Below are 24,588 nucleotides of genomic sequence, written 5' to 3' on the forward strand. Positions count from 1 at the left end.
GCCTCTCTAGCGCATAGAGGGGGATGTGTTCACCGCGCCGAACAGCTCCTCGCGTACGGCGCCGAGCGCGAGGTCGAGGGCCCCGGCGAGGACCGGGTTGCCCTCCAGGGCGGACAGCAGCACGCGGGGCCGGGGGATGGTCAGCGTGTGCAGCTCCCGCTCGACCGTCTCCCGCAGGACCTTGCCGCCCGCGAGCAGCACGCCGCCGGACAGCACGACGATCTCGGGATCGACCACGGCCGTGATCGCGGCCAGCCCCAGCGCGAGGCGGCCGGCGAGGTCGCGGAGCGCCTCGCGCGCGCTCTCGCCGTCCGGGCCGCCGCGTCCGGCCAGGGCGACCGCGTTGCGGACGGCGCGGCTCGGCGTGGAGCCGCGCACGCCGTGCGCCCGCAGGAGGGCCAGCACGGCCGGGCCGCCCGACAGCGCCTGGAACCCGTGGTTGGCCCGCCTGCCGACGTCCCGCGCGGTGGGGGCGCCCGCCACGGGCATGTAACCGACCTCGCCCGCGCCGCCGGTCGCCCCGCGATGGAGGCGGCCGCCGATGACGAGGGCCGCGCCGATGCCCTCGTCGGCCCACAGCAGCACGTAGTCCTGGTGGCCCCGGGCGCTGCCCCTGGACCGTTCGGCCTGGGCGACGAGGTTGACGTCGTTCTCCACGTCGATCGGCACGCCGATCCCGTCGCGGAGTGTCCCGATCAGGTCGGGGATGTGCCAGCCCGGGATGTGCGCGGCGTAGCCGAGCCTGCCCGTCGAGGGGTCGACGGCCCCGCCGATGCCGACGACCACCCGGCTCAGCTCCGTCGGGTCGAGCCCGGCCGGGCCGCACGCCCCTGTGAGCGCGGCCCGGACCCGCTCCACCACGTCGCCTCCGGTACGCCCGGGGGTGGTCAGGCGGTGCTCGGCGACGACCGCCCCGGTGACGTCCGCGACCGCCGCGTTGATGCGCGCCGGCGTGACGTCCAGCGCCGCCACGTGCGCCGCGCGGGGGTTGATCCGGTACAGCTCGGCCGTACGGCCCGGCAGGCCCTCGCGGATGCCGTCCAGGACGACCAGGCCGGCCTCCTGGAGCCGGGCCAGCAGCTGGGAGGCGGTCGGCTTGGACAGGCCGGTGAGCACCCCCAGCTCGGGCCGGGTCAGCGGGCCGCGTTCGAGCAGGACCATCAGCGCGGCACGGTCGTTGATCGCGCGCAACAGGCTCGGCGTCCCCGCGATGGGGCGGGTCATGCGTTCTCCCACACAGCCGGTTACCACAGCCGGTTAGGAAAGTTTCCTAACTTTTGATGCGACCGTACGAACGGGCCCCGGCGCCGTCAAGACCGTCGTCCGCGCCGAGATCCACCTGTGACCGCACCCGTGACCGCACCCGTGATTGCGCCGTGCCCGATGCGGGAGAAGAGCGGGACGGCACGTAGAATCTGGCGGCCTATGCCAGAGTCTTCGACGGGCGAGCTGGCCCGGGAGCAGAAGTACGTCGCCGCGCTGTACGAGCGCCTCGACGTGCTGCGGGAGCGCACGCGCGGGCAGCTCGACGCCGTGCTGGCCCAGGGGGCCTTCGGCACCCATCAAAACCGCTCGGAGCGCGACAATTTCGCCGTCATGTACACGCAGCGGCTGGCCCGATTGTGGGCGGTGGAGAACGGCCTGTGCTTCGGCAGGCTCGACCACTCGGAGGGTGAGCGGCTGTACATCGGCCGCATCGGCCTGTCGGACGACGACCAGCACCGGCTGCTGATCGACTGGCGGGCCCCGGTGGCACAGCCGTTCTACCGGGCCACCCCGGCCGCCCCGATGGGCGTCACCCGGCGGCGTCACCTGCACACCCGGGGCCGCAGGGTCACCGCGATCGACGACGACCTGCTCGACCTCGACAGCCTCACCGACGCCGACCGGGCGTCGCTGAACGGCGAGGCGGCGCTGCTGGCCGCGCTCGGCGAGAAGCGCACCGGCCGCATGCGCGACATCGTCGCCACCATCCAGGCCGAGCAGGACAAGATCATTCGGAGCGACCTGAACGGCGTGCTCGTCGTCCAGGGCGGCCCGGGCACCGGCAAGACCGTGGTGGCCCTGCACCGCGCGGCCTACCTCCTCTACACCTACCGTGAGCGGCTGGAACGCCGGGGCGTGCTGATCCTCGGGCCCAACCCGACCTTCATGCGCTACATCGAGCAGGTGCTGCCGTCCCTCGGCGAGACCGACGTGATGCTGTCCACCGTGGGCGAGCTGTACCCCGGCCTGACCGCGACCCGGGAGGATCCGCCCGAGGCCGCCGCGGTCAAGGGCCGGATCGCGATGGCCGACGTGATCGCCCGGGCCGTACGGGGGCGCCAGCGGATGCCGCGCACGCCCGTGGAGATCAAGCTCGACAAGTTCACGCTGAAGCTCGACCGGCAGACGCTGGAGGCGGCCCGGTCGAAGGCCCACCGCTCGCGCCGGCCGCACAACCAGGCCAGGGCTGTGTTCGTACGGCACCTGCTGACCGTGCTCACCCGGCAGGCGGCCAGGCACCTGGGGCGTGGCGCGCTCGACGAGGCCGACTTCGCCGACCTGCGCGAGGACCTGCGCACCGAGGAACCGGTGCGGGTGGCGCTCAACCGGCTGTGGCCCTACATCACGCCGCAGCAACTGCTCATCGGCCTGTTCACCGACCGCGACCGGATGGCGGCGGCCGGGCTGGGCGCGCCCGAGCGCGACCTGCTGCTGCGCGAGCCGCCCAGAGCGAGGGAGAACTGGTGGAGCGCGGCCGACGTGCCGCTGCTCGACGAGGCCGCCGAGCTGCTGGGAGACATCGACGAGGGGGTGCTGCGGGCGGCGCGCAGGGCCGAGCAGGAGCGCGAGGAGCGCATCGCCTACGCCCGCGAGGTGCTCGAGCTGACCGGCCTGGCCGACATCATGGACGCCGAGCGCTTCGCCGAACGGCAGCAGGCCGAGGAGACCTATCTCACCACGGCCGAGCGGGCCGCCAGGGACCGCACGTGGGCCTTCGGCCACGTGATCGTGGACGAGGCCCAGGAGCTGTCCGAGATGGCGTGGCGGATGGTCATGCGGCGCATCCCCGGCCGGTCGATGACGATCGTCGGCGACATCGCGCAGACCGGGTCGGCCGCGGGTGCGGCGAGCTGGGCCCGGGTCCTCGATCCGTACGTCGCGGGCCGCTGGCGCGAGGAGCATCTCAGCGTCAACTACCGCACCCCCGCCGAGCTGATGGAGGTCGCCGCCCGCGTGCTCCAGTTGGTCGGCGCCGACCTCAAGGCGCCGGAGTCGGTGCGGGAGACGGGTGAGCGGCCGTGGTCCCTGCGGGTCGCCACCCTAGCGGAGGCCGGTCCGGTGGTCGCGGCCGAGGTCGTCGGAGAGGGCCGCCTCGTGGTCATCGCCCCGGCCGGGATGATCGAGGAGGTCGGGGCGATCGTCCGGGCCGCCGTGCCCGGCGCGGCCACCGGGCCCGGCCCGGCCGCGCTGGACGCGCCCGTGGCGGTGCTGTCGGTGACCGAGGCCAAGGGGCTGGAGTTCGACTCGGTGATCGTGGTCGAACCCGGCCGCATCCTGCGTGAGTCGCCGCGCGGCCCGAGCGATCTCTACGTCGCCCTCACCCGGGCCACGAGCCGCCTCGGCGTCGTCCACACGGAGGAGCTGCCCGAGGTCCTGAACGGCCTGGAACGACGTTGACTGGAACCAGGCCGAACGGGCACCGCTCCTACCTGCGGAAATGCGGTATTTCCGCTGATCGGGACGCGGTTGACATCTGCGCTGAGGTCGGTAGTTTGCTGCGCAGTCCAGCACGGGACTGACCGGTTGGCCGCTCTATGGCGCCGCTGACCTCTGCGTCGATGACGGAGCGTGACTCCGTCAGCACACCAGGCGCAGGGTGGCGTTCCGCCGAGGCGGGGCACCCCATCCGGCCGGGGGGTTGGACCCAGGAGGGGCCCGGGCACCCAGTAGACAACGGAGCTCCGCGCCCGCCGCCGACGGGACGGAACCGGTCCGAAGGGCCGCCCGGGCCTTCTTCCCTTTCTCTGTTCTCCTCCACCTGCTCCTCGCCGCCGTACAGTGGCTGAAGCCGGTTTGGCGGCCTGCGCCGCCGTCTGCGACTCTGACCTGGAAAGATTTTTGGCGTCAGGAGCATCGACATGCGAGGAGAGACTGCCCTGTGGCACTGAAGACGGCACAGGACGCGGCTTCGCCCGCTGCCGCGGCGCCGACGCCACGAGTGCCGGGCGTCCTGATCCGCCTCACCGCCTCCGTCGTGGGCGGCCTGGTGCTCTATCTCGCCTTCCCGCCCATCGGCTGGTGGTTCTGCGCGCCGGTGGGCGTGGCGCTGCTCGCCCTCGCGCTGTACGGCCTGCGCCTGCGCCGGGCGGCGTGGATCGGGTACGCCGGGGCGCTGGCGTTCCTCCTGCCGACGCTGGCGTGGGTCCGCCCGATCGGGGATGACGCCTGGCTGGCCCTGTCGGGCATCGAGAGCCTGTTCTGGGCGGCGCTGGCCTGTATGGCCGTCCTCGTCATGCGGCTGCGCCTGTGGCCGTTGTGGGTGGCCTGCCTGTGGGTCGTGCAGGAGTGGGCCCGTGGCCTGTTCCCCGTCGGGGGCTTCCCCTGGGCGCGGCTGGCCTTCAGCCAGGGCGAGTCGCCGTACACCGGCTTCGCCGCGCTGGGCGGCGCTCCGCTTGTAAGTTTCACGGTCGCCCTCACCGGGGCCCTGCTCGCCGCGCTGGTCACACGGCGTCCGCTGAGGTGGCGGGGCGACCGGGTGCTTGCCGGGACGCTGCTCGCCGCGATAGCCGTACCAGTACTGGGGCTGGTCGTGCCCCGGCCCGGCGGCGAGGACAAAACAGTGCGGATCGGTGTCATCCAGGGCAACGTCCCTGGGCGGGGGATGGACTTCCTCGGCGACGAGCCGGCCGTCGTGCTGCGCAACCACGCCGACGAGACGCACCGGATGGCCGAGGCCGTGCGCGCGGGGAGACTCCAGCGGCCCGACATCGTGGTGTGGCCGGAGAACTCCACCGACATCGACCCCTACACCAGCACGTACGCCCGGCAGGTGATCGACTCCGCCGCCAAGGACATCGGTGTGCCGATCCTCGTCGGCGCGGTGGCCAAGATCGGCACCGAGAACCGGGCCACGCGTGGCGTGGTCTGGGACCCGGTCACCGGTCCCGGCGCGTACTACGACAAGCGGCGGCTGGTGCCGTTCGGCGAGTACACGCCGATGAAGGACCTGTTCCTGGCGCTGTCGTCGCGGGCCCAGCTCGTCGGCAGGCAGTCGGTCGCCGGAGACAAGCCGGGGGCGCTGCGGATGGGGCCGGTGACGATCGGCACCGTGGAGTGCTACGAGGTGGCGTTCGACAGCACGGTGCGCGACGCGGTGCTGGCCGGCGGCACGCCGCTGGTGGTGCAGACCAACAACGCCAGTTACGCGCTCACCAATCTGCCGCCCCAGCAGCTTGCGATGTCGCAGCTGCGCGCGGTGGAGTTCAACCGGGCCGTGGTCACCGCGGCGACGACGGGCATCTCCGCGTACGTCGGTCCCGACGGCCGGGTCGGATGGCATACCGGCGAGCTGGTCGCAGCGATGAACGTCCTGGATGTCCCCGTCAGGACGAAGAACACGGTGGCGGCGGAGCTGGGCGCATCGCCGGAGTGGATCATGGTACTCATGGGAGCCGGAGCGACGGTGGCAGCCATCTGTGGGCGGAGGAGAGGCTGATGGAGCGGACCCCGGGACGGGTGCTCGTGATCGTCCCCACGTACAACGAGCGGGAGAATCTCCCGATGATCACGCGGCGGCTGCGTGAGGCGCTGCCCGACGCGTACCTGCTCGTGGCGGACGACAACAGCCCCGACGGCACCGGCCGGATCGCCGACGAACTGGCCGAGGCGGACGACCACATTCACGTCCTGCACAGGACGAGCAAGCAGGGGCTGGGCGCCGCCTACATCGCCGGATTCCACTGGGGCCTGGCCGAGGGCTACGACGTGCTGGTGGAGATGGACGCCGACGGCTCCCACCAGCCCGAGGAGCTGCACAAGCTGCTCGACGCGCTGACCGACGGCGCCGACCTGGCGATCGGCTCCCGGTGGATGCCCGGCGGCAAGACCGTCAACTGGCCGTTCTCGCGCGAGCTGCTGTCCCGGGGAGCCAACACCTACGTCCGGCTGGTGCTCGGCATCCCGGTGCGCGACGCCACGGCGGGCTTCCGGGCCTACCGCGCGGCCACCCTGCAGAAGATCGGGCTGGACGACGTGGAGTCGCAGGGCTACTGCTTCCAGGTGGACCTCACGCTCCGCACCGTACGGCAGGGCCTGCGGGTGGCCGAGAAGCCGATCACGTTCGTCGAGCGCACCGTGGGAAGCAGCAAGATGAGCCGCAAGATCATCCTTGAGGCCTTCTGGCGCGTGGCCGTCTGGGGGGTCGCCGGTCTCGGCGAGCGGTTTCGCCCGCGGCGATAGCCACGATCCACAGGAACCCCCGGGGCCGCGGGAACGTTGACGCAGACGTACGAGTGCCGGGGTGAGTGGGGCGTGACATGGTGCGGATCGGGCTGTTCCTCGGGTTCCTCCTGGTTCCCGTCCTGGAGATCTGGATTCTGATCCGGGTGGGGTCCGTGATCGGCGGGTGGGAGACGGTCGCCCTGCTCTTCGCCGACAGCATCCTCGGGGCCTGGCTGGTGCGCCGTGAAGGGCGGCGGGCGTGGGCGGGGCTGCGCACGGCCGTCGAGTCGGGGCGCATGCCCGAGCGTGAACTCGCCGACGGGGCGATGATCGTCGCCGGCGGCACCCTCCTGCTCGCCCCGGGCTTCCTGACCGACGTGTTCGGGTTCTTCCTGATCCTGCCGTTCACCCGGCCGATCGCCCGGCGGTGGCTCTCGTGGTTCTTCGGCCGCCGCGTGCGCTCGCTCGCCGCCCGCTCGCCGTACGCGCCGCTCTTCGACCGGACCGCGGGGTTCGGCGAGGGCGAGGGGGCGGGCTTCGGTGGCGCGGGCGGCTTCGGCGGGCCCGCCGGAGCGGGCCGGGGCCCCGTGGTGCACGGCGAGGTCATCAACGACGACTGAAAGACGCTTGAAAGCGGCCAGGTAAGCGGCCGGACGAGTGGCCGGATGAGTGGCCGGGCATGCCGTTGCCCCGGCGGCGGAGGCGCGCCGGGGCAACGGGGCTGGGGACGAGCGGCTTCCCAGGTTGGTCGGGGTTTTCCGTGCCTGTCCTGGGTCCGCCTGGATCCGCCTGTGTCCGTATCGGGTTACTGGATCCGCTTCGGGTTACAGGCGCGGCTCGTCCTCGTCGGGGATGTCCCGGCGACGGATGTCCCGATCACGGGTGTCCTCGTCGGTGACGAACCGGTCGCCGGCGTTGGTCACCGGATCGCCGGTGCCGAACCGTTCCTGTGACCGGGCCGCCGGGTCCTCGGTGCCGTACCACTCGCTCGACGTGCGCGAGGGATCGCCGCCGCCGAACAGCTCCTCGGACCGCGTCTCGGGATCCCGCCGCGCGAGCGGCTCACCCGGTCGCGTGCCGGGGATCTCGGCGTCCAGCCGGTCCCTGGACCCGAGCGCCGGATCGTCGGTGCCGTATCGCTCCCCGCCGCGGGTCACCGCGTAGTCCGGGTAGTCGGTGCGGTCCGGGTAGTCGGTGCGGTCCGTGTGGCCCGTGTGGTCCTTGCGGCCCACGTCGTCCGTGTAGCCGCCGGGCTCGTCGGCGCCGAGCCCGAGCCGTTCGCGTTCGCGCCGCCCGGCGCTGTCGGCCCAGCCGGTGAGGCTGTCGGCTCGGTTGGCGCGTTCCCAGGCGCCGTCCCAGTCCATGTCGTAGTGACGATAGAGCTCACGCTCCTGCTCGGCGGAAAGGTGTCCGTCGGAGCCCAGGTCCACGTCGGGCGCGTTCTTGACGTGCTCCTTGTCGTACGGGACCTCGACATGGCCGGCCGTCAGGCTCGCGTTGTGCAGCGGGACGAAGGTCTCCTTGGTGCGGAGAAGTCCCGTCTTGACGCAGAGCCACTTCGGCCGCCCGGTCGCGTCGTCGAGGAAGACCTGCGCGACCTCACCGATCTTGTCGCCGTTGGGGTCGTGGACCGGGTTGTCGAGCATCATGGGGATCTGCTCGTGAGTGATCACGTGCTTCTCCTTGTCTCTCGCTTGGTCGGTCCCTTACTGGGCTACCGCCGATGGGAGGACGGAAACCACCTTTTCCGGAATTCGCCTCTGTCGTGCCCAGTGAGGCGCGTCGGTGCGTCCGGCGTCATCGCAGGTGAAAGCCCGCGTCGCGGCATCCTCAGCCGGCGTGAAAATCGCCGCCATGATCGCCCGGGTGGCGGCATGGGACCGTCGTCTCGCGCTGCCCGAGCCGAGGGGCCGCCGCAGAGAGGCCAGAGATCGGCACCGCGGCCCTCCTCGCCGGCGAGTGGCACGCGCGGTTCGGCGCGGGCACCGGCGAAGGTGTTTGTCGTCGGTGTCGGTGTCGGTGTCGGTGTCGGTGGCGGGGTGGGCGGCGGGGGCTTGGCCGCCCTGGGGAGAGAAGTTCGCGAGCGATTTCCGGGCCCAGGAATCGGAGGCCACTGAGCGAGTCGGATTATGGAGGCTATGTACTTTGAGGAGGCTATGCACTCAATTGCACCTCTGCCTGTGACCCCATTTAATTCGCTTTCGCGCTTGAGCAGGGCAAGCAGCGCGTGAAAGGATCCATACATAGATTCGAAAGAACGCGAGGAGGTGTCATGGAGTCGCCGCATATCGACCCTGAGCGCCTCGACCGTTCGAACGCTCCAGATGAGAACTGGTGGGAGCGGCTGACTTCCCAGTCGACCCTTTTGTTCTCCAAAAGTGCGACCTACGCCGACGATCACATTAGGGGAATTTTCGGTGAGTCGAGCCGGGATCCACGTGTAACACAAAGGTGGCAGTGCCTCGTTGGGCAAATGCCACCGCATTTGCACGCCACTGCCGGAAACCGCGCATCTGCGACCCCGCCTGCCGGCGCCTGTACGGGTGCGTCCACCAGAGTCTCCACGGGTGTCTCCACGAGTGCGACCACCGGTGCGTCCCCCGGCGCTGACGGAGCTGGTGGCGCACATGGCACCGCTTGGAGCTCTGACGGTGGCGCCGGTAGTGCCCATGGTTCGAGCGCCGACAGCGCCGACAGCGCTGGTGGTGCCGATGCTGAGAGCGCCGGTGGTGCTGGTTCCGGTGCTGGGAGCACCGGTGGTGCCGGTGGTTGTGGTGCCGGTGCCCGCGATGCTGCTACTGGTGCTGCTCGGGGTCGGTCGTCGTGGGTGTTGGTGGGTTCGTTGCGTGAGTCGGCGCAGGCGTTGGCGCTGGCGGCGTTGCCGGGCGATGCGGGCATCTGTGTGGCTGAGGCTGAGGATTTGCTGTTCGCGCGGGATCGGATCACGTGCGCGTTGGCGGATCGGGTGGGGCAGGTGCATCGGGCGGGGCAGGCCAAGCAGCATGGGCATGCCTCCACCCGCAGCTGGCTACGCACCGCCGCCGGGATGAGCGTGGCCGGAGCAGGTCGCCTGCTGACCCTGGCGGTGGAGTTGGCGCGTCTGCCGAGGGTGCGGGAGAAGTTCGCCGCCGGGGTGTTGTCGGCGGGGGTGGTGGAGGCGATCTGCATGGCCACCGCGCGGTTGAGTGATGAGCACGCGGCGCTGGCCGAGCCGATTTTGCTGGAGTTGGCGGGTAAGGCGGGGCCGGCGGAGGTGGCCAAGGCGGGGCGGTATCTGCGGGCGGTGTTGGACCCTGATGGTGAGGAGCGGGACGAGCGGGCCGATTACGGGCGGCGGTTTTTGCGGGTCCGCCCCACTGCGGGTGGGGGGTTGGAGGGGGAGTTCTATCTGCCGCGTGAGGCGGCGGCGCGGTTGCGGGCGCTGCTGGATGCTTATGCCAAGCCGCGTGCGGAGGGCGATGATCGGCCGCTGCGGGTCCGCCAGGCGGATGCGTTCATCGCGTTGATGGAGCAGAAGATCGTCGCTGAGCTCCTGGTCCTGGTCAACGCCGAATCCCTGCCCACCGACCCCCAACCCGACCACCCCGAAGACCCCGCCCCCGGCAATGACCACCCCGAAGCCACCGAGGACGCCCAGGATGCCGAGGACGCCGAGGACGTCCAGGGTCCGGACAGCGCCGAGGACACCGAGAGCGGCGAGAACGCCGAAGAGGCCGAGGCCGCTGACGCGCAGGGTGCCGAGGACACCGAGGACGGCCGGGACAGCGAGAATGCCGAGAACGCGCAGGGTGCTGAGGACCGCCAGGATGCCCAGGGTGCGGCCAGCGCCGATGATAGCTGGGACAGCGAGAACGCCGAGGACGGCGATGGCGCCGAGGGTGCGCAGGGCGGCGAGGGTGCCGGGGACGTCCAGGACGCTCAGGATGCCGAGGGCGCGCCCAGTGCCGGGGATGGCTGGAGCAGCGAGGACACCAGTGCCTTCGGCGACACCGGAAGCGTTGACGGGCCGCGCCATGTGGAAGATGGCGACGTCGAAGACGCCATCCCCAGCGACGCCATCCCCAGCGACGACGACCCCGGCAACGTGGACGACGCGGGCATAACCGACGATGCCGCTCCTACTCAGGGTGAGGGCCCCTACCGGCCACATGACCCCGACACCGCCGAAGCCGAGACAGCAGCCGCCCCGGCAGCCGATGCTGATGCCGAGACAGCGGCCGGTCCGACGGCCGATACCGATGCAGTCGCGGACGCCGCTGCCGGGAACACCGACCTTGATCTTGCGTCTGCCAAGGGCGACGACACCGCACTGCGCAGGGGCGCAGACCGCGACCATGCGGCGGCCCAAGCTGAAACAGACCCCGAGCCCGCAGCGGCACGGCCCGCCTGCGGCGGAAGCACGCCCCCACACACAGCGCCACCAGACGCGGTGCCACCACATGTGGCGCGTCCCCGCGCGGCGCACTCCCGCGCGGCGGAATGGCCGGATCCTCCTCCCGAGGACGCCGCCACGCATCACACTCACGCCGGGCATCAGCCTGCGGGGGACTGCCGGCATGGGCAGGGCACGCCGGAAGGCCGCAACGACGTGCACCATGAGCAGTCGGGAGCAGGGACGGCGCGAGGCGCGGCACCGGGAGCGCCGAGACCGGAGCCGGGGAGGCCATCGGAGCCAGAGCCCGGGACACCGTCGAGCGAGCCTGGGCCGGGGACACCGCCGGGTAAGCCACTGGATGCAGCGCCGGGGAGGCCGCCGGGGAGGCCATCGGGAACAGCGTCAGGGACGCTGCCGGGGGCAGCGCCGGGCGAGCCGGGGCTGGGGGCGGTGCCGGGGGCGCTGCTGGGGACCGCGCCGGGGTTGTTGCTGGCGACCGGGCAGATGCTGCCGGTCTCCAGCGTGCATCGCCTGGCCCGCACAAGCGCTCTGGTGCGGTTGGTGATGGATGCCGAGGGGCAGGTGCTGGACATGGGCCGCAAGGTCCGCCTGGCCACCCCCGCCCAGCGACGGGCCGTCTACGCCCGCTACGCCACCTGCTGGATCGACGGCTGTCCGCTGCCCGCCACCATGTGCCAGATCGACCACGCCGACAACTGGGGCACCGGCGGCCTGACCGACCTGAAGCTGCTCGGGCCGGCCTGCCAGTTCCACAACCGCGATCGCTACCAGCACCCCGACCGCTACACCCGCCACAAGACCGGCACCGACCGCTGGGCCTTCACTTACCACCCGGTCCACATCAGAGTCCGGAAGACGTGAACCGGGAACATGAGGCCAGGCTCCAGGATCAGGCTCCTTCCCATGGGCCGACGTCGTCCTCCTTCCACTCCAGGCGGTCGACGACCTCGATCACGCCGTTGGTCCGTTCGACCATCCGTGTGAGCACCCTCGCCTGCGAGCGGCGGTCCAGGGCACCGGTGAGCGTCACGACGCCGTCCGACACCGCGACCTCGACGCCCGACAGGTCGGCCCACAGGCAGTTCTCGACGATGTCCTGCCGGACTTCGCGGGCGATGTCGGCGTCCGCGCGGGCGAGAACCTTGAGCAGGTCGTGACGGCTGATGATGCCCATGAGCACGCCCTCGTCGTCCACGACAGGCAGGCGCTTGACGCCGTGCTGGGTCATCTGCCGCGCCGCGCTGACCACACTGGTGTACGGCCGGGTGATAACGGCAGGGGCGGACATGAGTTCGGCGGCGGTCACCCCACGGGCCCGCTCCTGGCTCCTGGCGGCCCCGTGCCCCACGGCCTCACGCAGGCGGGCGCGTAGCGGCGGCCGGTAGCCCTCCCGGTAGAACTGCTCGCGGAACTCCTCCTTGCGCAGCAGGTCGGCCTCGGAGACCACGCCGACGACGTGGCCCTCACCGTCGACGACGGGCACCGCGCTGACCTCGTGCGCGATGAGCACCTCGGCCACGTCCCTGAACGGCGTGCTGCCGTTGACGGAGGCGACCTCGCTCGTCATGACGTCTCGCACCTTCATGTGCATGATCGGCTCCTCCCGGGCCGTCTGCCGTTCCCACTCCCATCTCACCGCCGTACGGGCCGGATGCGAAGGGCCGGACGGCCCTACCGGTGGGGCCCTTCGCCATGCCCTGCCCCGGACGGCGCGATGGGTGGCCGAAAGTCCCAGGCGGTCAGGACCTTCACCGCTGACCTCGGAAGACGCGGCGAGGCACGCTGGGCACTGAGAGATGGGAGGCGTCGTCATGACGGCGAAAGTGAAGGATGTCATGGGCAAGGTCGCCATCGCGGTGCCGATGGACGCGTCGTTCGCAGACCTTGTCGCCACCATGCAGCGGTTCAAGGTGGGGGCCGTCACGGTGATCGACGCCGACCGGCGTCCGGTCGGGGTGGTGTCGGAGGACGACATCCTGCTGAAGGAGATCGATCCGGGCGAGAGCGTGCTCGACGGTCCCCGCAGGCGGGAGGAGCACCGGAAGGCGGCGGGCACGAAGGCCGGCCAGATCATGACCCGCCCCGCGATCACGGTCACCGGCGGCACGTCGGTGCGGGACGCGGCCAGGCTGATGCACCGCAACCGCATCAAGCAGCTGCCCGTGATCGACGCGATGACCGGCCGCATCGTGGGGACGGTTCACCAGGGCGACCTGCTGCGGGTGTTCGTGCGGCCGGCGGAGGACATCCTGGCCGACATCGAGGAGATCGCCGCCCGGCTGAACCTCGGTCCCGACGACCTCCGGATCACCGTCTCCGGCGGTGTGGTCGCGATCAGCGGACAGGTGCCCCGCAGGTCGGACACCAAGCCGCTGCTGCACGCCGTACGCCGGGTCGAGGGCGTCGTCGAGGTGGACGCCGACCTCGTCTTCCTCGTGGACGACCTGCTCATCGCCCCACCGTTGCTGTGACCGACCACAGGGGGAGACCGTGAACACTCGGACCGCTGAAGGGATCGCGCCGGCCGCCAGGGCCGCGGTGGAGGCGGCCCTGTGGGCGCCCTCGATCCACAACACCCAGCCCTGGTCGTTCGGCGTCTCGGGCGACGAGATCTGCCTGCGCGCCGACCCCGACAGGAAGCTGCGGGTCTCCGACCCCACCGGCCGGCAGATGACGATCAGTTGCGGCGCCGCGCTGTTCAACGTGCGGATCATGCTGGAGGCGCTCGGCTACGAGCCCCAGGTGCGGCGCTTCCCCGATCCGGAGCGTCCGCTGCTGCTGGCCACCGTACGCGTGCGGCCGGGGCGAGAGCCGGGCGAGCACACCCGCCTGTTGCATGCGGAGATCGAGCGCCGCCGCACCCACCGGTCCGGGTTCACCGCTCTGCCGGTGCCCGACCGCCTCGTCGACTCGCTCGTGGCCGAGGCGGCGGAGGAGGACGGCCATCTGAGACCGATCGGGTCGGAGTCCTCCGCGCGGGTGCTCGCCGCGCTCACCGGCGCGGCCCAGGACGTGCAGTCGCAGAACCGGCTGTTCGTCCTCGAACTCATGCGCTGGGCCCGGCCGCCCGGCAGTTCACGCCGCGACGGGGTGCCCGCGGCGGGCTATCCGACCGATCCGCGGCGTACGCATCCCCAGCACTTCGCACCGCGCGACTACGCCCGGGGCCACGAGTGGGGAATGGCGCCGGACGAGCGGGTGTCGGTGTCGACGGGCCTCGTGGCGTTGCTCACCACCGCGGGCGACGGCCGGGAGGACTGGCTGCGCGCGGGTGAGGCGCTGCAACGGACGCTGCTGCACGCCTCCGCGTACGGCGTGAGCGTGGCCTTCCACACGCAGGCACTGGAGATGCCTGAGTTGCGGGAGTTCATCCGCAGGCACCTGTGCTCGGGAGAGGCGCCGCAGATGGTCATGCGGCTGGGGTTCGTCATCGACGAGAGCGAGAGCGTCCGCCGCGCGGCCTCCGACGTGGTGGACTGATTCGGCGGGCGTGGACGGCCCCGTCCGGGGAAGTGGGATCTCCTGTGACCCCGACAGGAGGTGCGCGATGAGGGCGATCGTCGGCTGGGTCGTGTCACGGTTACGCCGCTACCGGCCCGATCGCAACCCGTTGCGCCGCCGTTCCGACCGGATCGAGGCGGCGCTCGCGGCGGCGGCGCTGGCCGCCGTCCTGTTCGCCGTGTTGCCCGCGGCGCTGGCCGCTCGCGCGGTGTACGACGACGGCATCGCGGCCGAGCGGGCCGGGTCCGGGACGCGGCAGCTGGTCGAGGTCACCCTGGTCGAGACCGCGTCGATCGGGGCCGCGTCGATCGGGGCCGCGTCGATCGAGGCCGCGCCGGCCGTGCAAGCCAACGGCCGTGGTCTGCCCGCGGTGAGCCCGGCGCGGTGGACGCTGCCGTCCGGCGAGGTCCGGGAGGGCGTGGTTCCGGCGGCGCTCCTCCTGCGGGACGGCCCGGCGAACGCGCGGCTGTGGGTGGACGCGGCGGGCAGGCCGGTCGCGCCGCCGCCGCAGCGGGCCGAGACGATGACGAGGGCGGGACTGGCCGCCGCCGGCGCCGTCGCGAGCGTCGCCGTCCTGGCCTGGGCCTGCTTCGCGCTGGCACGTGGCTGGCTGGACCGCAGGCGCTACCGCGAGTGGGAGGCCGCCTGGGCGGCGGCCGACCAGAGGTGGCGCCGTCACCACATCTGAAGGACGCACCGGACCCCCGTGCCCACCGGACCCCCGTGCTGCCAGACTTCTGCACCATGAGGGAGAACGAGCCGCGGTCGCTGATTCCCAGCATGCGGCTGGACGATCTGCTGGCGGAGTTGCAGTCGCGTCTGGAGGCGGTGCTGGCCACCCGGGATCGGGTGCACGCGCTGCTGGAGGCGGTCGTGTCGATCGGCAGCGATCTCGACCTGGAGGTGGTTCTGCGGCGCATCGTGGCCACCGCCGCGACGCTGGTGGACGCGACGTACGGCGCGATGGGCGTGATCGGGGAGGAGAACACGCTCGTCCAGTTCGTGCCGGTGGGGCTGAGTGAGGAGGAGATCGCCAGGATCGAGCACTGGCCGCACGGGCTGGGCCTGCTCGGCCTGCTGATCAAGGAGCCGCGGACGCTGCGGCTGGCCGACATCTCCCGGCATCCCGAGTCCTACGGCTTCCCGCCCGGCCACCCGCCGATGGGCAGCTTCCTGGGGGTGCCGGTCCGGGTCCGCGAGGAGGTGTTCGGCAACCTCTATCTCACCGAGAAACGCGGCGGCGGGAACTTCGACGAGGACGACGAGGCGATCGTGGTCGCCCTGGCCACCGCCGCGGGCGTGGCGATCGAGAACGCCCGCCTGTATGAGGAGAGCCGCCGCCGGGAGACCTGGTTGCGGGCGTCCTCGGACATCACCACCCGGCTGCTGTCGGGTGGTGAGCCGCAGGAGGTCCTCACGCTCATCGCCCGGCGCGCCCGCGAGATGGCCGACGCCGACGCCGTGGCGATCCTGCTGCCGCGCAAGGGCGGCGACGCCCTGCAGGTGGCACTGGAGGACGGCGTCCTGCAGGACGCCGTCCTGCCGATCGAGGGCTCCCTGTCCGGTCGGGCGTTCCTGAGCGGCGAGCCTCTCATGCTGGACGACCCCGCCGGCGGTGACGTCCAGCTCGCCGGTGACCTGGACCCGGGCCCGGTGGCGGCGGTGCCGCTGGGCGCGGCCGGTGCCGTACGCGGGGTGCTGGCCCTGGTGAAACGTTCAGGACGGATGCCGTTCAGCCAGTCGGAGCTACGCACGCTGCACGCCTTCGCCGGACAGGCCGCCGTCGCACTGGAACTGGCCGAGACCCGCCGCGACGCCGAGCGGCTCGGCCTGCTGGAAGACCGCGACCGCATCGCCAAGGACCTGCACGACGTGGTCATCCAGCGGCTGTTCGCCGTCGCCATGACCCTGATGAGCGCCGTACGCCTGGTCGAACGCCCGGAGGCCTCCACCCGCCTGCAAAGCGCCATCGACGAACTGGACACCACCATCCGGCAGATCCGCTCGACCATCTTCGCCCTGCAGACCCCCCGCGAGGACGCCTCGCCCAGCCTGCGCGCCCAGGTCGTCGACCTGGTCGAGGGCGCCCGCGGGCACCTGGGCTTCATGCCCGGCCTGAGCCTGGAGGGCCGGCTCGACAACGACGTGCCCGCCGAGATCGCCGAACACCTGCTCGCCGTCCTGCGCGAGGCCCTGTCCAACCTCGTCCGCCACGCCAGAGCCACCCAAGCCGACGTCACCGTCCACGCCGCGGACGGCCGGCTGACCCTCGTGGTGGAGGACAACGGCGTCGGCATCCCCGCCGAGGGCCGCCGCAGCGGCCTGCGCAACCTCGCCGACCGCGCCGAACGACTCGGCGGCGCCCTCACCCTCACCTCCCCCGGCACCGGAGGCGCCCGCCTGGAATGGAGCGTCCCGCTGAGCTGATCACCTCATGTTCTGCGAGACGTCGCAGGACCCGCCGCCGGGGGCGCAGTAGGCGCCCTGGCTGCTGATCTTCCCGGCGGAGGTGACGGAGGTCGACTGCGGGCCGCTCAGGAGCGAGGGCGTGTAGACGCCGTTGAGGTTCTGGATGTTCCGGCCACGGCCCGACTTGTACTGCCTGGCGCTGGTCCGCCCGCCTCGGGCCACCTGGTAACCGCGCGGGCCGGGCCTGGGCCTGGCCTTCGCCTTCGCATGGGCCGGCGCCTTCGCATCGGCCGCGGCCGCTTGCGGCTTGCGGCGCAGCGGAGCGGAGGCCGCGTCCGCCGATTCCGGAACGGCGAGACCGGCCAGCGAGACGACGAGCGCGGCGACCGCAAGCCGCCGCACCGCCGAGACGAGATCGGTTCGGAAGACGTCCGCGCAGTGACGAGACACCTGGCCACCACCTGCCCATGCGCCAGTGGATATAAGCGACATGGGGCATATGCCCCTATCGCCGGAGTCTCGTCGGCGTCCTGGGGAACTCCGGCACGGATGATTACTCCGTCCCGGCGCGGTCGCCTACCCGGCCCCGTCCGGCCGATACCATGCGTTATCCCGACGAGCTGAGCCTTGGAGCGCGAATGTCCCGACCCGGTCTGGTGATCGGCGGATACACCTCCGACACGGAGGGCTCGGGCCCCGGCCTGACGGTGGCCCGGTCGCACGCGGACGGGCGGCTGGAGGCGGTGGGCGAGACGACCGTCTCCGGTCCGTCGTTCGTCGTCGCGCACCCCCGGCTGCCGCTGCTGTACGCGGTGCTCGAACGCGCCGCGGACGGCGGGCTCGCGGTCTTCGCCGACGACGATCCCGCCCCCCGGCTCCTGGCCGAGCACCCCAGCGGGGGCTCGCTGCCGTGCCACCTGGCGCTCGACCCCGAGGGCCGGTGGCTGGCGATCGCCAACTACGGCGACGGGACCGTCACGGCCTACCGGCTGGGTGAGGACGGGATGCCCGAGCCCGGCCCGCTGACGTTCCCGCACGAGGGCCGCGGCCCCCGTCCGGACCGGCAGGAGGGCCCGCACGCGCACCAGGCGGTCTTCGGGCCCGGCGGAGTGCTGTACGTGACCGACCTCGGCACCGACCAGATGCGCCGCTTCCTGCCGGGCATGCGCCCGCATCCGGACGGCCCCGTACGGCTGGCCCCCGGCAGCGGCCCGCGGCACTTCCTGCACCACGAGGGGCACTGGTACGTCACCGGCGAGCTCGACGGCACCGTGCGCGTCTACGACGACGAGTGGCGCGAGGCGGGCGCGGTGCGGGCGAGCGGCGGCGACAACCTCCCCGCTCACATCGCGCTGTCCGCCGACGGCCGCCATCTGTACGTCGCCAACCGCGGGCCGGACACCATCAGCGTCTTCGAGGTGGACGGGCCCCGTCTCACGATGACGGCCGAAGTGCCGTCGGGGGGAAGCTGGCCACGCCACTTCGCGATCGACGGCGACCGCCTCTACGTCGCCAACCAGCGGTCCGACTCCGTCGCCGTGCTGGCGCTCAGGGACGGGCTGCCCGAGCCGACCGGTCAGGCGCTGACGGTGGGCACCCCTTCGTGCGTGCTCATCCGGTAGGTCGTCAGAGCACCTGGCCGACGCCGCCGACGATCCACACCCGCTGTGCCTGCCCGGTGCTCTGGGGGATCCGCGGCCGCCACTGGCGGATGTAGACGAGGCCGGGATCGACGAGTTCCGTGCCGTCGAAGAAGCGCAGCACCTTCTCCCGGTCCCGCGTCGCGTCGTCGGCCTGCGGCACGATCTGCCGGAACAGGTCGACGATCGGCGCGGCCAGCTCGGGACGGCTGTCGAAGACGGCGTGACCGATGGCCAGGTAGCTGCCCGGGGCGAGGTGGTCGCGCAGGTGGGCCACGCACTTGTACGGCTCGACGGCGTCGGGGAGGTACTGCAGCCGGGCCGGGATCAGCACCCCGACCGGCTGCGTGAAGTCGATGAGCCGGAGCATCTCGGGGTCGGCGAGCATCTCCGCCGGGCGCAGGATGGAGCCGTCGACCACCCCGGTGCAGGTGTCGCGGGCGAGCACGGCCCGCGCGTGGTTGAGCACCACCGGGTCGTCGTCGACGTACACCACGCGGGCGCCGGGCGCGAGCTCCTGGGCGACTTCGTGGGTGTTGCGCCGGGTCGGCAGCCCGGACGCCACGTTGAGGAACTGCCGCACGCCCTGCTCGATGAGGAAGCGCACCACCCGCTCCAGGAACTCCCGGGTGTCCACCGCCATCGTCTTGACCTCGGGCGCGATGGCCGTCAGCTGCTCGGCGAACCTCCGGTCCGCGGCGAAGTTGTCCTTGCCTCCGAGCAGGTAGTCGCTCATCCGGGCGATGTTCGCGGTGCCGGTGCTGAGACCCGCCACCTTGACGGGCCGTTCGCCCCCGCCCGGCTCCGTGCCGCCCAAACCGCCTCCCTCGCTCGTCATCAGTCCGCCGGTAATTATCGCCTCAATCCCACCAGAACGACCAGGCGTTCTGGCCCACGATCTGTTCGGCGTAGTCGGCCAGTGTGCCCGGGCCCTGAAGGACGCTGTCGGGGCAGAACGTCCAGTGCTCGGCCGCCACGTGCAGCGCGTGCGCGGGGGTGGCGGGCGGCGCGGCGACGCTAAGGTCCAGCGTGTTGAACCCCATGCCGACCACCCGCGCCCCGAACCGCTCCTCCCAGCTGCGCACGACGGCCGCCAGGGGCACGGTCCACTCGTTGTGGTGCAGCGCCCCCTGCCAGCCCATGGCGACCATCGCGTCGGCGCCGCGGTCCACCGCGGCGAGCCCGAGCGGCGTCATCCGCTCGGCCACCACGTCGGCGTACCAGTCGGCGACCACGTCGGGGTCGGCCACGAGCGCGGCGGGCGGTGCGATCCCGGGGCACTCGGCTCCGAACGGCGCGAGGTAGGCCTCGTGGCCCAGCAGCAGGTCCTGCCACGCCTCGGCCATGAACCCGGCCGCGCTGTAGTAGCCGACCTGGTCGGGCGAGTCCGGCGCGATCTGCCCGGCCGACCAGGGCTGCACGCCGTCCTCCAGCAGCATCGGCCACAGGCCCGACCGGGGGTGCTCGGCGCGCAGCCGGGCCCACAGCCCGGCGGGCACCGGCTCGTCGCTCAGCCAGAACGAGGGGCGGTGATGGGCGCGCAGCCGGTCGTAGTCGGGGTCCGGCCACACGAGGGAACCGGACGGCAGGTCGACGGACAGCACCCGCCCGTCGCCGCCGTCGCCGAACAGCAGCTCCAGGCCCGTGGGGAGCCGCCGACGCTCGTGAACCGACATGCGCCAATAATGTCGGACCCGGCCTTGGCGCGTCCCGTGAGGGCGATCATTACGGGGATCACGGGACGTCGAGCCGGCACAGCCCCTCGGCGAGAACCTTCATGGTCAGGCGCGTACGGCTGTCGCAACCCAGCTTGGCGAAGATGTGCTCCAGATGGGTGGTCACGGTGCGCACGCTCAGGACGAGCGCGGCGGCGATCTGGGGGTTGGAGTCGCCCTGCGCGACCCGGGTGAGCACCTCGATCTCGCGCGAGGTCAGGTCGTACGGCAGGGCGCACGGGCGCTCGGCGATGACCGCGCCCTGGATGGAGCCGTGGAAGCCCACGCCGGCCCGGTGGAGGCGCAGCTCGCGCCACTGGCCGGTGCCGTCCGGCCACAGCCCCCGGCGCGACAGCTCGCGGGAGTCGATGAACGCCCTGGCCAGCTCCGCCATCGCCGGCTCGGCCGCGAGCGCCTCCGACGCGGGCCATCCGGCCACGTCCCTGCGCCGCCCGCCCCGTTCGTACGCCACGGCGTGGAAGCCGGGCGGCAGGCCCATCGGGTCGATGACGCAGCGGGTCACGTCGGTGAGGTGGGCCAGGGCGGGGGAGACCGCGCTGATCACGGCGGGCGCCTCGGGCGGCAGGTCCGCGCGGGAGCCGACGTGCAGCAGCCCGGTGTAGCGCCCGCCGGTCAGGAACAGCGGCGTCGTGATCCCCGCGCGCCAGCCGTACGGCTCCAGGTGGCGGCGGAAGTAGCGCTCGGTGCCGGGGGAACCCATGACGACGGACGTGCGCAGCGACATGGCCCGGCGGTAGGCGTCGAGCCGGGCGTACTCCTCCGCGGCGTCGTCGTCCACCCGCGTGTACCCCGCCGACACCAGCGAACGGTGCCGGCCGGTCGCCGGGTCGAACGCGACGAACTCGTACGCCTCCACGGGGATGACCTCTCCCAGCGCGGTCATCGCCCCGTGTGCCCCCTGCCGGGCCACCTGGAAGCCCAGTTCGGCGACGGCGTGCAGGCTCCGCGCGCTGAGGCTGATTGCGTCCATGGATCCTCCATGCTCAGCCTGCCGGGTAAAGGTTCCGCATGGAATACGTAAAGTCTCCGATGCAGAGGGCGGCCCCGTTTCCTACCCTCACCCGCAACACGACGATGAGGCGGAGGACCAGTGAGGGTCACGAGAAGCCGGGCGGCCGCCCTCGCTGTGGCGGCCATCATGCTGAGCGGCGGGTGCGGGGGAGGCGGGGGAGGATCGTCGCCGGCGGGCGGCGGCAAGGAGGCGAACGCGTTCTCCGTCGCGCTGACGGAGCCTGACCATCTCACCCCGGGCAACACCTCCAGCGACTACTCGATCACGGTGCTGGACACGCTCTTCGAGACTCCGGTCTCCATCGACGCCGCCAGTGGCAAGCCCGTGATGCGGGCGGCCGAGTCGGTGAGCAGCACCGACCAGAAGGTCTGGACGATCAAGATCAAGCCGGGGCAGAAGTTCAGCAACGGCGAGCCGGTCACGGCGCAGAGCTTCGCCGACTCCTGGAACGCCACGGCCTACGGCCCCAACGGCTGGACCAACAACTACTACTTCGCCAACATCGAGGGCTACGACAAGCTCAACCCCGAGAAGGGCGACCCGTCCACGGACAAGATGAGCGGCCTCAAGGTGGTGGACGACACCACGCTCGAGGTGACGCTCACCGCGCCGTTCAGCCAGTTCCCGATCACGCTCGCCTACATCGCGTTCGCGCCGATGCCGAAGGCGGCGTTCACCGACCTCAAGGCGTTCGACCAGGCGCCGGTCGGCAACGGGCCGTTCGTGCTCGACGGCGCGTGGGAGCACAACAAGCAGATCGCGATCAAGCGGTCTCCCTCGTACGCGGGCGAGCGCACGCCCAAGGCGGACGGCGTCACCTTCAAGATCTACGCCAGCCGTGACACGGCGTGGACCGACCTGCGGGCCGGCCGGGTGGACCTGATGACGACGGTCCCGCCGGCCAGCACGGGCGAGGCGAAGAAGCTGCTCGGCGACCGCTTCGTGCAGACCCCCGACGGCACGATGGACTACCTGGGCTTCCCGACCTTCGACAAGCGGTTCGCCGACGCCGACCTGCGCAAGGCGTTCTCCATGGCCATCGACCGGCAGGCCATCGTGGACGCGGTCTACGACGGCGCGTTCAAGCCGATGGCGTCGCTGCTGGCGCCGCTGGTGCCCGGCTACCGGGAGAACGCCTGCGGCGAGGCGTGCACGTACGACCCGGCCAAGGCCAAGGCGCTGTTCGACCAGGCCGGCGGCTTCAGCGGCACGCTGAACCTGTGGTTCTCCAACGCCGACCCGAGCTACGAGCAGTGGATGACCGCCGTCGCCAACCAGCTCAAGCAGAACCTCGGCATCTCGGAAATCAAGTTCCGCAAGATCCCGGCCGCCGACTACCTGTCGACCTTGCGCCAGCGCAAGGAGGACGGTCCCTACCGCAACAACTGGGTCATGGACTACCCGAGCCCCCAGGACTACCTCGAGTACATGTGGGGCGCGGGCAACCGGATGGGCTGGGAGAACAAGGAGTTCGACGACCTGATCAAGCAGGCGAACTCCGCGCCCAGCCTGGACGCGAGCCTGCCGCTCTACCAGAAGGCCGAGGACGTCGCGCTGGCCGACATGCCGATGATCCCGCTGTGGAACTGGCAGAACCAGATCGGCTTCACCAGCCGGCTCAGCGGCGTCGACGTGACCCCGTACAGCAAGAACCTGTACACGATCACCGTGAAACAGGGGTGACACGAGGGTGAGGTACGCCGCGCAGCGCCTGGCCCAGGCGATCCCGGCGTTCTTCGCGACCACCTTCCTGATCTACGCGATGGTGTTCGTGCTGCCGGGCGACCCGATCCTGGCGCTCGCGGGCGACAAGCCGGTGCCCGAGCAGGTGCTCGCCGTGATGCGGGCGCGCTACCACCTCGACGAGCCGCTGCTCGTGCAGTACGGCCGCTACATGCTCGGGGTGTTCCAGGGCGACCTGGGGGAGACCTTCACCGGCCAGCCGGTGAGCGAGCTCCTCCAGGACCGGTGGGCGGTCACCGCGCAGCTCGCGCTGACCGCCTGGGTCTTCGAACTCGTCGTCGGCATCGGCCTCGGCGTCCTGGCCGGGCTGCGCCGCGGCGGGGCCGCCGACACGGCGGTCCTCGCCGGCACCACGTTCGTCATCGCGGTCCCGGTGTTCGTCGTCGGGTACACGGCCCAGATCCTGCTGGGCCTCAACCTGGGGCTGTTCCCGACGGCGGGGACCGAGGAAGGCTGGCCGGTCAGTTACCTGCTGCCCGGCATGGTCCTCGGCTCGTTCGGCCTGGCGTACGTGGCCCGGCTCACCCGCACCTCCCTCGTGGAGAACCTGCGCGCCGACTACGTCCGTACGGCGACCGCGAAGGGGCTGGCCCGGCGGCGGGTGGTGGGGCTGCACGCGTTGCGCAACTCGCTCATCCCGGTCGTGACCTACCTCGGCGTCGACTTCGGCAACCTCATGGCCGGGGCGGTCGTCACCGAGGGCATCTTCAACCTGCCCGGCATCGGCCAGCAGGTGTTCCAGTCCATCCAGCTTCAGGAGGGTCCTGTCGTCGTCGGCGTCGTCACCCTGCTCGTCATGATCTTCATTCTCGCCAACCTGGCCGTCGACCTGTTGTACGGCGTGCTCGACCCGAGGATCCGCCGTGCTCGCGCGTGACGCCTGGCTGGAACTGCGCGGCCGGGTGGTGTTCTGGTTCTCCGCGGCCGTCCTGCTGGTGGCCGTGGCGATGGCGGCCTTCCCCGGGCTGTTCGCCCACCTCGGCCCCAACGAGGCCTGCGACCTGCGCATGTCGAAGCGCGGCCCGGCGGGCGGAGCGCTGTTCGGGTACGACCTGCAGGGCTGCGACTACTGGTCCCAGGTCGTGCACGGCACCCGGGCGTCCATCGTGGTCGGCGTCTCGGTCACCGTCTTCGCCATGCTGATCTCCATCCTGCTGGGGCTGGTGGGCGGCTACTACGGGGGCGTCGCCGACGCGGTCATCTCCCGGCTCACCGACGTGTTCTTCGGCATCCCGTTCGTGCTGGGCGCGACCGTCGTGCTGGTCGCCTTCCCCGACCACGGGATATGGGCGATGACGCTGGTCCTCGTGCTGCTCGGCTGGACGACCATGACCCGGCTGATGCGCGGGCAGGTCATCGCCGTCAAGGACATGGACTTCGTCGCCGCCGCCCGCATGCTGGGCGCGAGCGACCGCAGGCTCATGATGCGCCACATCCTGCCCAACTCCGTCGCGCCGGTCATCGTCGTGGCCATGCTCAACGTCGGGAACGTCATCGCGGGGGAGGCGACCCTCGACTACCTCGGCGTCGGCCTGCAGTATCCCGACGTGTCGTGGGGCCTGCAGCTGAACATCGCCCAGACGTTCTTCGCCGAGCACCCCCACCTGCTGGTCTTCCCCGCGTTGTTCCTCACCGCGACCGTGCTGAGCTTCCTCATGCTCGGCGACGTCGTCCGCGACGCCCTCGACCCCCGCCTGCGCTGACATCCCCGGGCACCGGAAAAGC

General features: G+C 71.6%; 20 protein-coding genes. 13 read left to right on the forward strand and 7 right to left on the reverse strand.

Translation table 11 applies throughout. The annotated features are described in order from the left end of the window. Positions 1 to 6: 6 nt before the first annotated feature. The gene (locus FLX07_RS21240; RefSeq protein ID WP_142572602.1) at positions 7 to 1,224 is read right to left on the reverse strand and encodes an ROK family transcriptional regulator; all 1,218 of its coding nucleotides are present in this window, start codon (positions 1,222 to 1,224) and stop codon (positions 7 to 9) included. A 201-nt stretch (positions 1,225 to 1,425) separates the two neighbouring features. Here FLX07_RS21240 and FLX07_RS21245 point away from each other — a divergent pair, with 201 nt between their 5' ends. The 4 genes from FLX07_RS21245 to FLX07_RS21260 all read left to right on the forward strand — a co-directional run bounded on the left by FLX07_RS21245 (position 1,426) and on the right by FLX07_RS21260 (position 7,046). Continuing rightward, positions 1,426 to 3,663 (forward strand): HelD family protein, encoded by a 2,238-nt coding sequence (locus FLX07_RS21245; RefSeq protein ID WP_142572604.1) that lies wholly within the window; start codon positions 1,426 to 1,428, stop codon positions 3,661 to 3,663. 481 nt (positions 3,664 to 4,144) lie between these two features. Then, a complete protein-coding gene (lnt, locus tag FLX07_RS21250; RefSeq protein WP_229689868.1) occupies positions 4,145 to 5,701 on the forward strand; it encodes an apolipoprotein N-acyltransferase in 1,557 nt (518 codons plus the stop codon). Then, positions 5,701 to 6,444, forward strand: a complete 744-nt coding sequence (locus tag FLX07_RS21255) for a polyprenol monophosphomannose synthase (protein ID WP_142572606.1) — start codon at positions 5,701 to 5,703, stop codon at positions 6,442 to 6,444. The genes lnt and FLX07_RS21255 overlap by 1 nt, the downstream gene beginning before the upstream one ends. Positions 6,445 to 6,521: 77 nt before the next feature. Then, positions 6,522 to 7,046, forward strand: coding sequence for an FxsA family protein (locus tag FLX07_RS21260; RefSeq protein WP_142572608.1), 525 nt, complete (start codon positions 6,522 to 6,524; stop codon positions 7,044 to 7,046). A gap of 204 nt (positions 7,047 to 7,250) precedes the next feature. On the opposite strand, the gene FLX07_RS21265 is transcribed toward FLX07_RS21260, so the two are convergent. Continuing rightward, entirely contained in the window at positions 7,251 to 8,099 is an 849-nt protein-coding gene (locus tag FLX07_RS21265) for a PRC-barrel domain-containing protein (protein ID WP_142572610.1), read from the reverse strand. Between the two features lie 1,169 nt (positions 8,100 to 9,268). Between FLX07_RS21265 and FLX07_RS21270 the strand changes: the two genes are divergently transcribed. After that, complete coding sequence (locus FLX07_RS21270) at positions 9,269 to 11,683, forward strand: DUF222 domain-containing protein (protein WP_167748340.1); 2,415 nt, start codon at positions 9,269 to 9,271, stop codon at positions 11,681 to 11,683. A gap of 28 nt (positions 11,684 to 11,711) precedes the next feature. Here FLX07_RS21270 and FLX07_RS21275 read toward each other — a convergent pair whose 3' ends face one another. Continuing rightward, entirely contained in the window at positions 11,712 to 12,413 is a 702-nt protein-coding gene (locus FLX07_RS21275) for a CBS domain-containing protein (RefSeq protein WP_142572613.1), read from the reverse strand. A 220-nt stretch (positions 12,414 to 12,633) separates the two neighbouring features. On the opposite strand from FLX07_RS21275, the gene FLX07_RS21280 reads away from it, so the two are divergent. The 4 genes from FLX07_RS21280 (at position 12,634) to FLX07_RS21295 (ending at position 16,750) form a co-directional block, all read left to right on the forward strand. Then, positions 12,634 to 13,293: a CBS domain-containing protein gene (locus tag FLX07_RS21280; protein ID WP_142572615.1), complete on the forward strand. Its 660-nt coding sequence runs from the start codon at positions 12,634 to 12,636 to the stop codon at positions 13,291 to 13,293. 19 nt (positions 13,294 to 13,312) lie between these two features. Beyond that, positions 13,313 to 14,302, forward strand: a complete 990-nt coding sequence (locus tag FLX07_RS21285) for an Acg family FMN-binding oxidoreductase (RefSeq protein WP_142572617.1) — start codon at positions 13,313 to 13,315, stop codon at positions 14,300 to 14,302. A 67-nt stretch (positions 14,303 to 14,369) separates the two neighbouring features. Further along, positions 14,370 to 15,011: an Rv1733c family protein gene (locus FLX07_RS21290; protein WP_142572619.1), complete on the forward strand. Its 642-nt coding sequence runs from the start codon at positions 14,370 to 14,372 to the stop codon at positions 15,009 to 15,011. Positions 15,012 to 15,067: 56 nt separating this feature from the next. Beyond that, on the forward strand, positions 15,068 to 16,750 hold the full coding sequence (locus FLX07_RS21295) for a sensor histidine kinase (RefSeq protein WP_142572621.1): 1,683 nt from the start codon (positions 15,068 to 15,070) through the stop codon (positions 16,748 to 16,750). Here FLX07_RS21295 and FLX07_RS21300 read toward each other — a convergent pair whose 3' ends face one another. Further along, positions 16,751 to 17,182, reverse strand: a complete 432-nt coding sequence (locus FLX07_RS21300; RefSeq protein WP_189105038.1) for a hypothetical protein — start codon at positions 17,180 to 17,182, stop codon at positions 16,751 to 16,753. A gap of 188 nt (positions 17,183 to 17,370) precedes the next feature. Here FLX07_RS21300 and FLX07_RS21305 point away from each other — a divergent pair, with 188 nt between their 5' ends. Then, complete coding sequence (locus tag FLX07_RS21305; protein WP_167748341.1) at positions 17,371 to 18,354, forward strand: lactonase family protein; 984 nt, start codon at positions 17,371 to 17,373, stop codon at positions 18,352 to 18,354. A 4-nt stretch (positions 18,355 to 18,358) separates the two neighbouring features. Here FLX07_RS21305 and FLX07_RS21310 read toward each other — a convergent pair whose 3' ends face one another. The 3 genes from FLX07_RS21310 to FLX07_RS21320 are packed head-to-tail and all read right to left on the reverse strand — an operon-like array spanning position 18,359 to position 21,078. Continuing rightward, a complete protein-coding gene (locus tag FLX07_RS21310; protein WP_142572627.1) occupies positions 18,359 to 19,210 on the reverse strand; it encodes an SAM-dependent methyltransferase in 852 nt (283 codons plus the stop codon). A 22-nt stretch (positions 19,211 to 19,232) separates the two neighbouring features. Continuing rightward, positions 19,233 to 20,048, reverse strand: coding sequence for a DUF4253 domain-containing protein (locus FLX07_RS21315; protein ID WP_142572629.1), 816 nt, complete (start codon positions 20,046 to 20,048; stop codon positions 19,233 to 19,235). A gap of 58 nt (positions 20,049 to 20,106) precedes the next feature. Continuing rightward, positions 20,107 to 21,078: a helix-turn-helix transcriptional regulator gene (locus FLX07_RS21320; protein ID WP_142572631.1), complete on the reverse strand. Its 972-nt coding sequence runs from the start codon at positions 21,076 to 21,078 to the stop codon at positions 20,107 to 20,109. A gap of 120 nt (positions 21,079 to 21,198) precedes the next feature. Here FLX07_RS21320 and FLX07_RS21325 point away from each other — a divergent pair, with 120 nt between their 5' ends. The 3 genes from FLX07_RS21325 to FLX07_RS21335 are packed head-to-tail and all read left to right on the forward strand — an operon-like array spanning position 21,199 to position 24,566. Next, positions 21,199 to 22,803, forward strand: coding sequence for a peptide ABC transporter substrate-binding protein (locus FLX07_RS21325; RefSeq protein WP_142572633.1), 1,605 nt, complete (start codon positions 21,199 to 21,201; stop codon positions 22,801 to 22,803). 7 nt (positions 22,804 to 22,810) lie between these two features. Then, positions 22,811 to 23,740 (forward strand): ABC transporter permease, encoded by a 930-nt coding sequence (locus tag FLX07_RS21330; RefSeq protein ID WP_142572635.1) that lies wholly within the window; start codon positions 22,811 to 22,813, stop codon positions 23,738 to 23,740. Next, positions 23,727 to 24,566 (forward strand): ABC transporter permease, encoded by an 840-nt coding sequence (locus tag FLX07_RS21335; protein WP_142572637.1) that lies wholly within the window; start codon positions 23,727 to 23,729, stop codon positions 24,564 to 24,566. Before FLX07_RS21330 ends, FLX07_RS21335 begins: the two co-directional genes overlap by 14 nt. Positions 24,567 to 24,588 lie beyond the last annotated feature (22 nt).

This window comes from Microbispora bryophytorum (assembly GCF_006874465.1).
GTDB lineage: Bacteria > Actinomycetota > Actinomycetes > Streptosporangiales > Streptosporangiaceae > Microbispora > Microbispora bryophytorum.

Bases quoted from the DNA above. Each gene is read 5' to 3' on its own strand.
- FLX07_RS21240 (WP_142572602.1), bottom strand. From the start codon at position 1,224: ATGACCCGCCCCATCGCGGGGACGCCGAGCCTGTTGCGCGCGATCAAC.
- FLX07_RS21245 (WP_142572604.1), top strand. From the start codon at position 1,426: ATGCCAGAGTCTTCGACGGGCGAGCTGGCCCGGGAGCAGAAGTACGTC.
- FLX07_RS21255 (WP_142572606.1), top strand. From the start codon at position 5,701: ATGGAGCGGACCCCGGGACGGGTGCTCGTGATCGTCCCCACGTACAAC.
- FLX07_RS21260 (WP_142572608.1), top strand. From the start codon at position 6,522: ATGGTGCGGATCGGGCTGTTCCTCGGGTTCCTCCTGGTTCCCGTCCTG.
- FLX07_RS21275 (WP_142572613.1), bottom strand. From the start codon at position 12,413: ATGCACATGAAGGTGCGAGACGTCATGACGAGCGAGGTCGCCTCCGTC.
- FLX07_RS21280 (WP_142572615.1), top strand. From the start codon at position 12,634: ATGACGGCGAAAGTGAAGGATGTCATGGGCAAGGTCGCCATCGCGGTG.
- FLX07_RS21290 (WP_142572619.1), top strand. From the start codon at position 14,370: ATGAGGGCGATCGTCGGCTGGGTCGTGTCACGGTTACGCCGCTACCGG.
- FLX07_RS21295 (WP_142572621.1), top strand. From the start codon at position 15,068: ATGAGGGAGAACGAGCCGCGGTCGCTGATTCCCAGCATGCGGCTGGAC.
- FLX07_RS21305 (WP_167748341.1), top strand. From the start codon at position 17,371: ATGTCCCGACCCGGTCTGGTGATCGGCGGATACACCTCCGACACGGAG.
- FLX07_RS21310 (WP_142572627.1), bottom strand. From the start codon at position 19,210: ATGACGAGCGAGGGAGGCGGTTTGGGCGGCACGGAGCCGGGCGGGGGC.
- FLX07_RS21315 (WP_142572629.1), bottom strand. From the start codon at position 20,048: ATGTCGGTTCACGAGCGTCGGCGGCTCCCCACGGGCCTGGAGCTGCTG.
- FLX07_RS21320 (WP_142572631.1), bottom strand. From the start codon at position 21,078: ATGGACGCAATCAGCCTCAGCGCGCGGAGCCTGCACGCCGTCGCCGAA.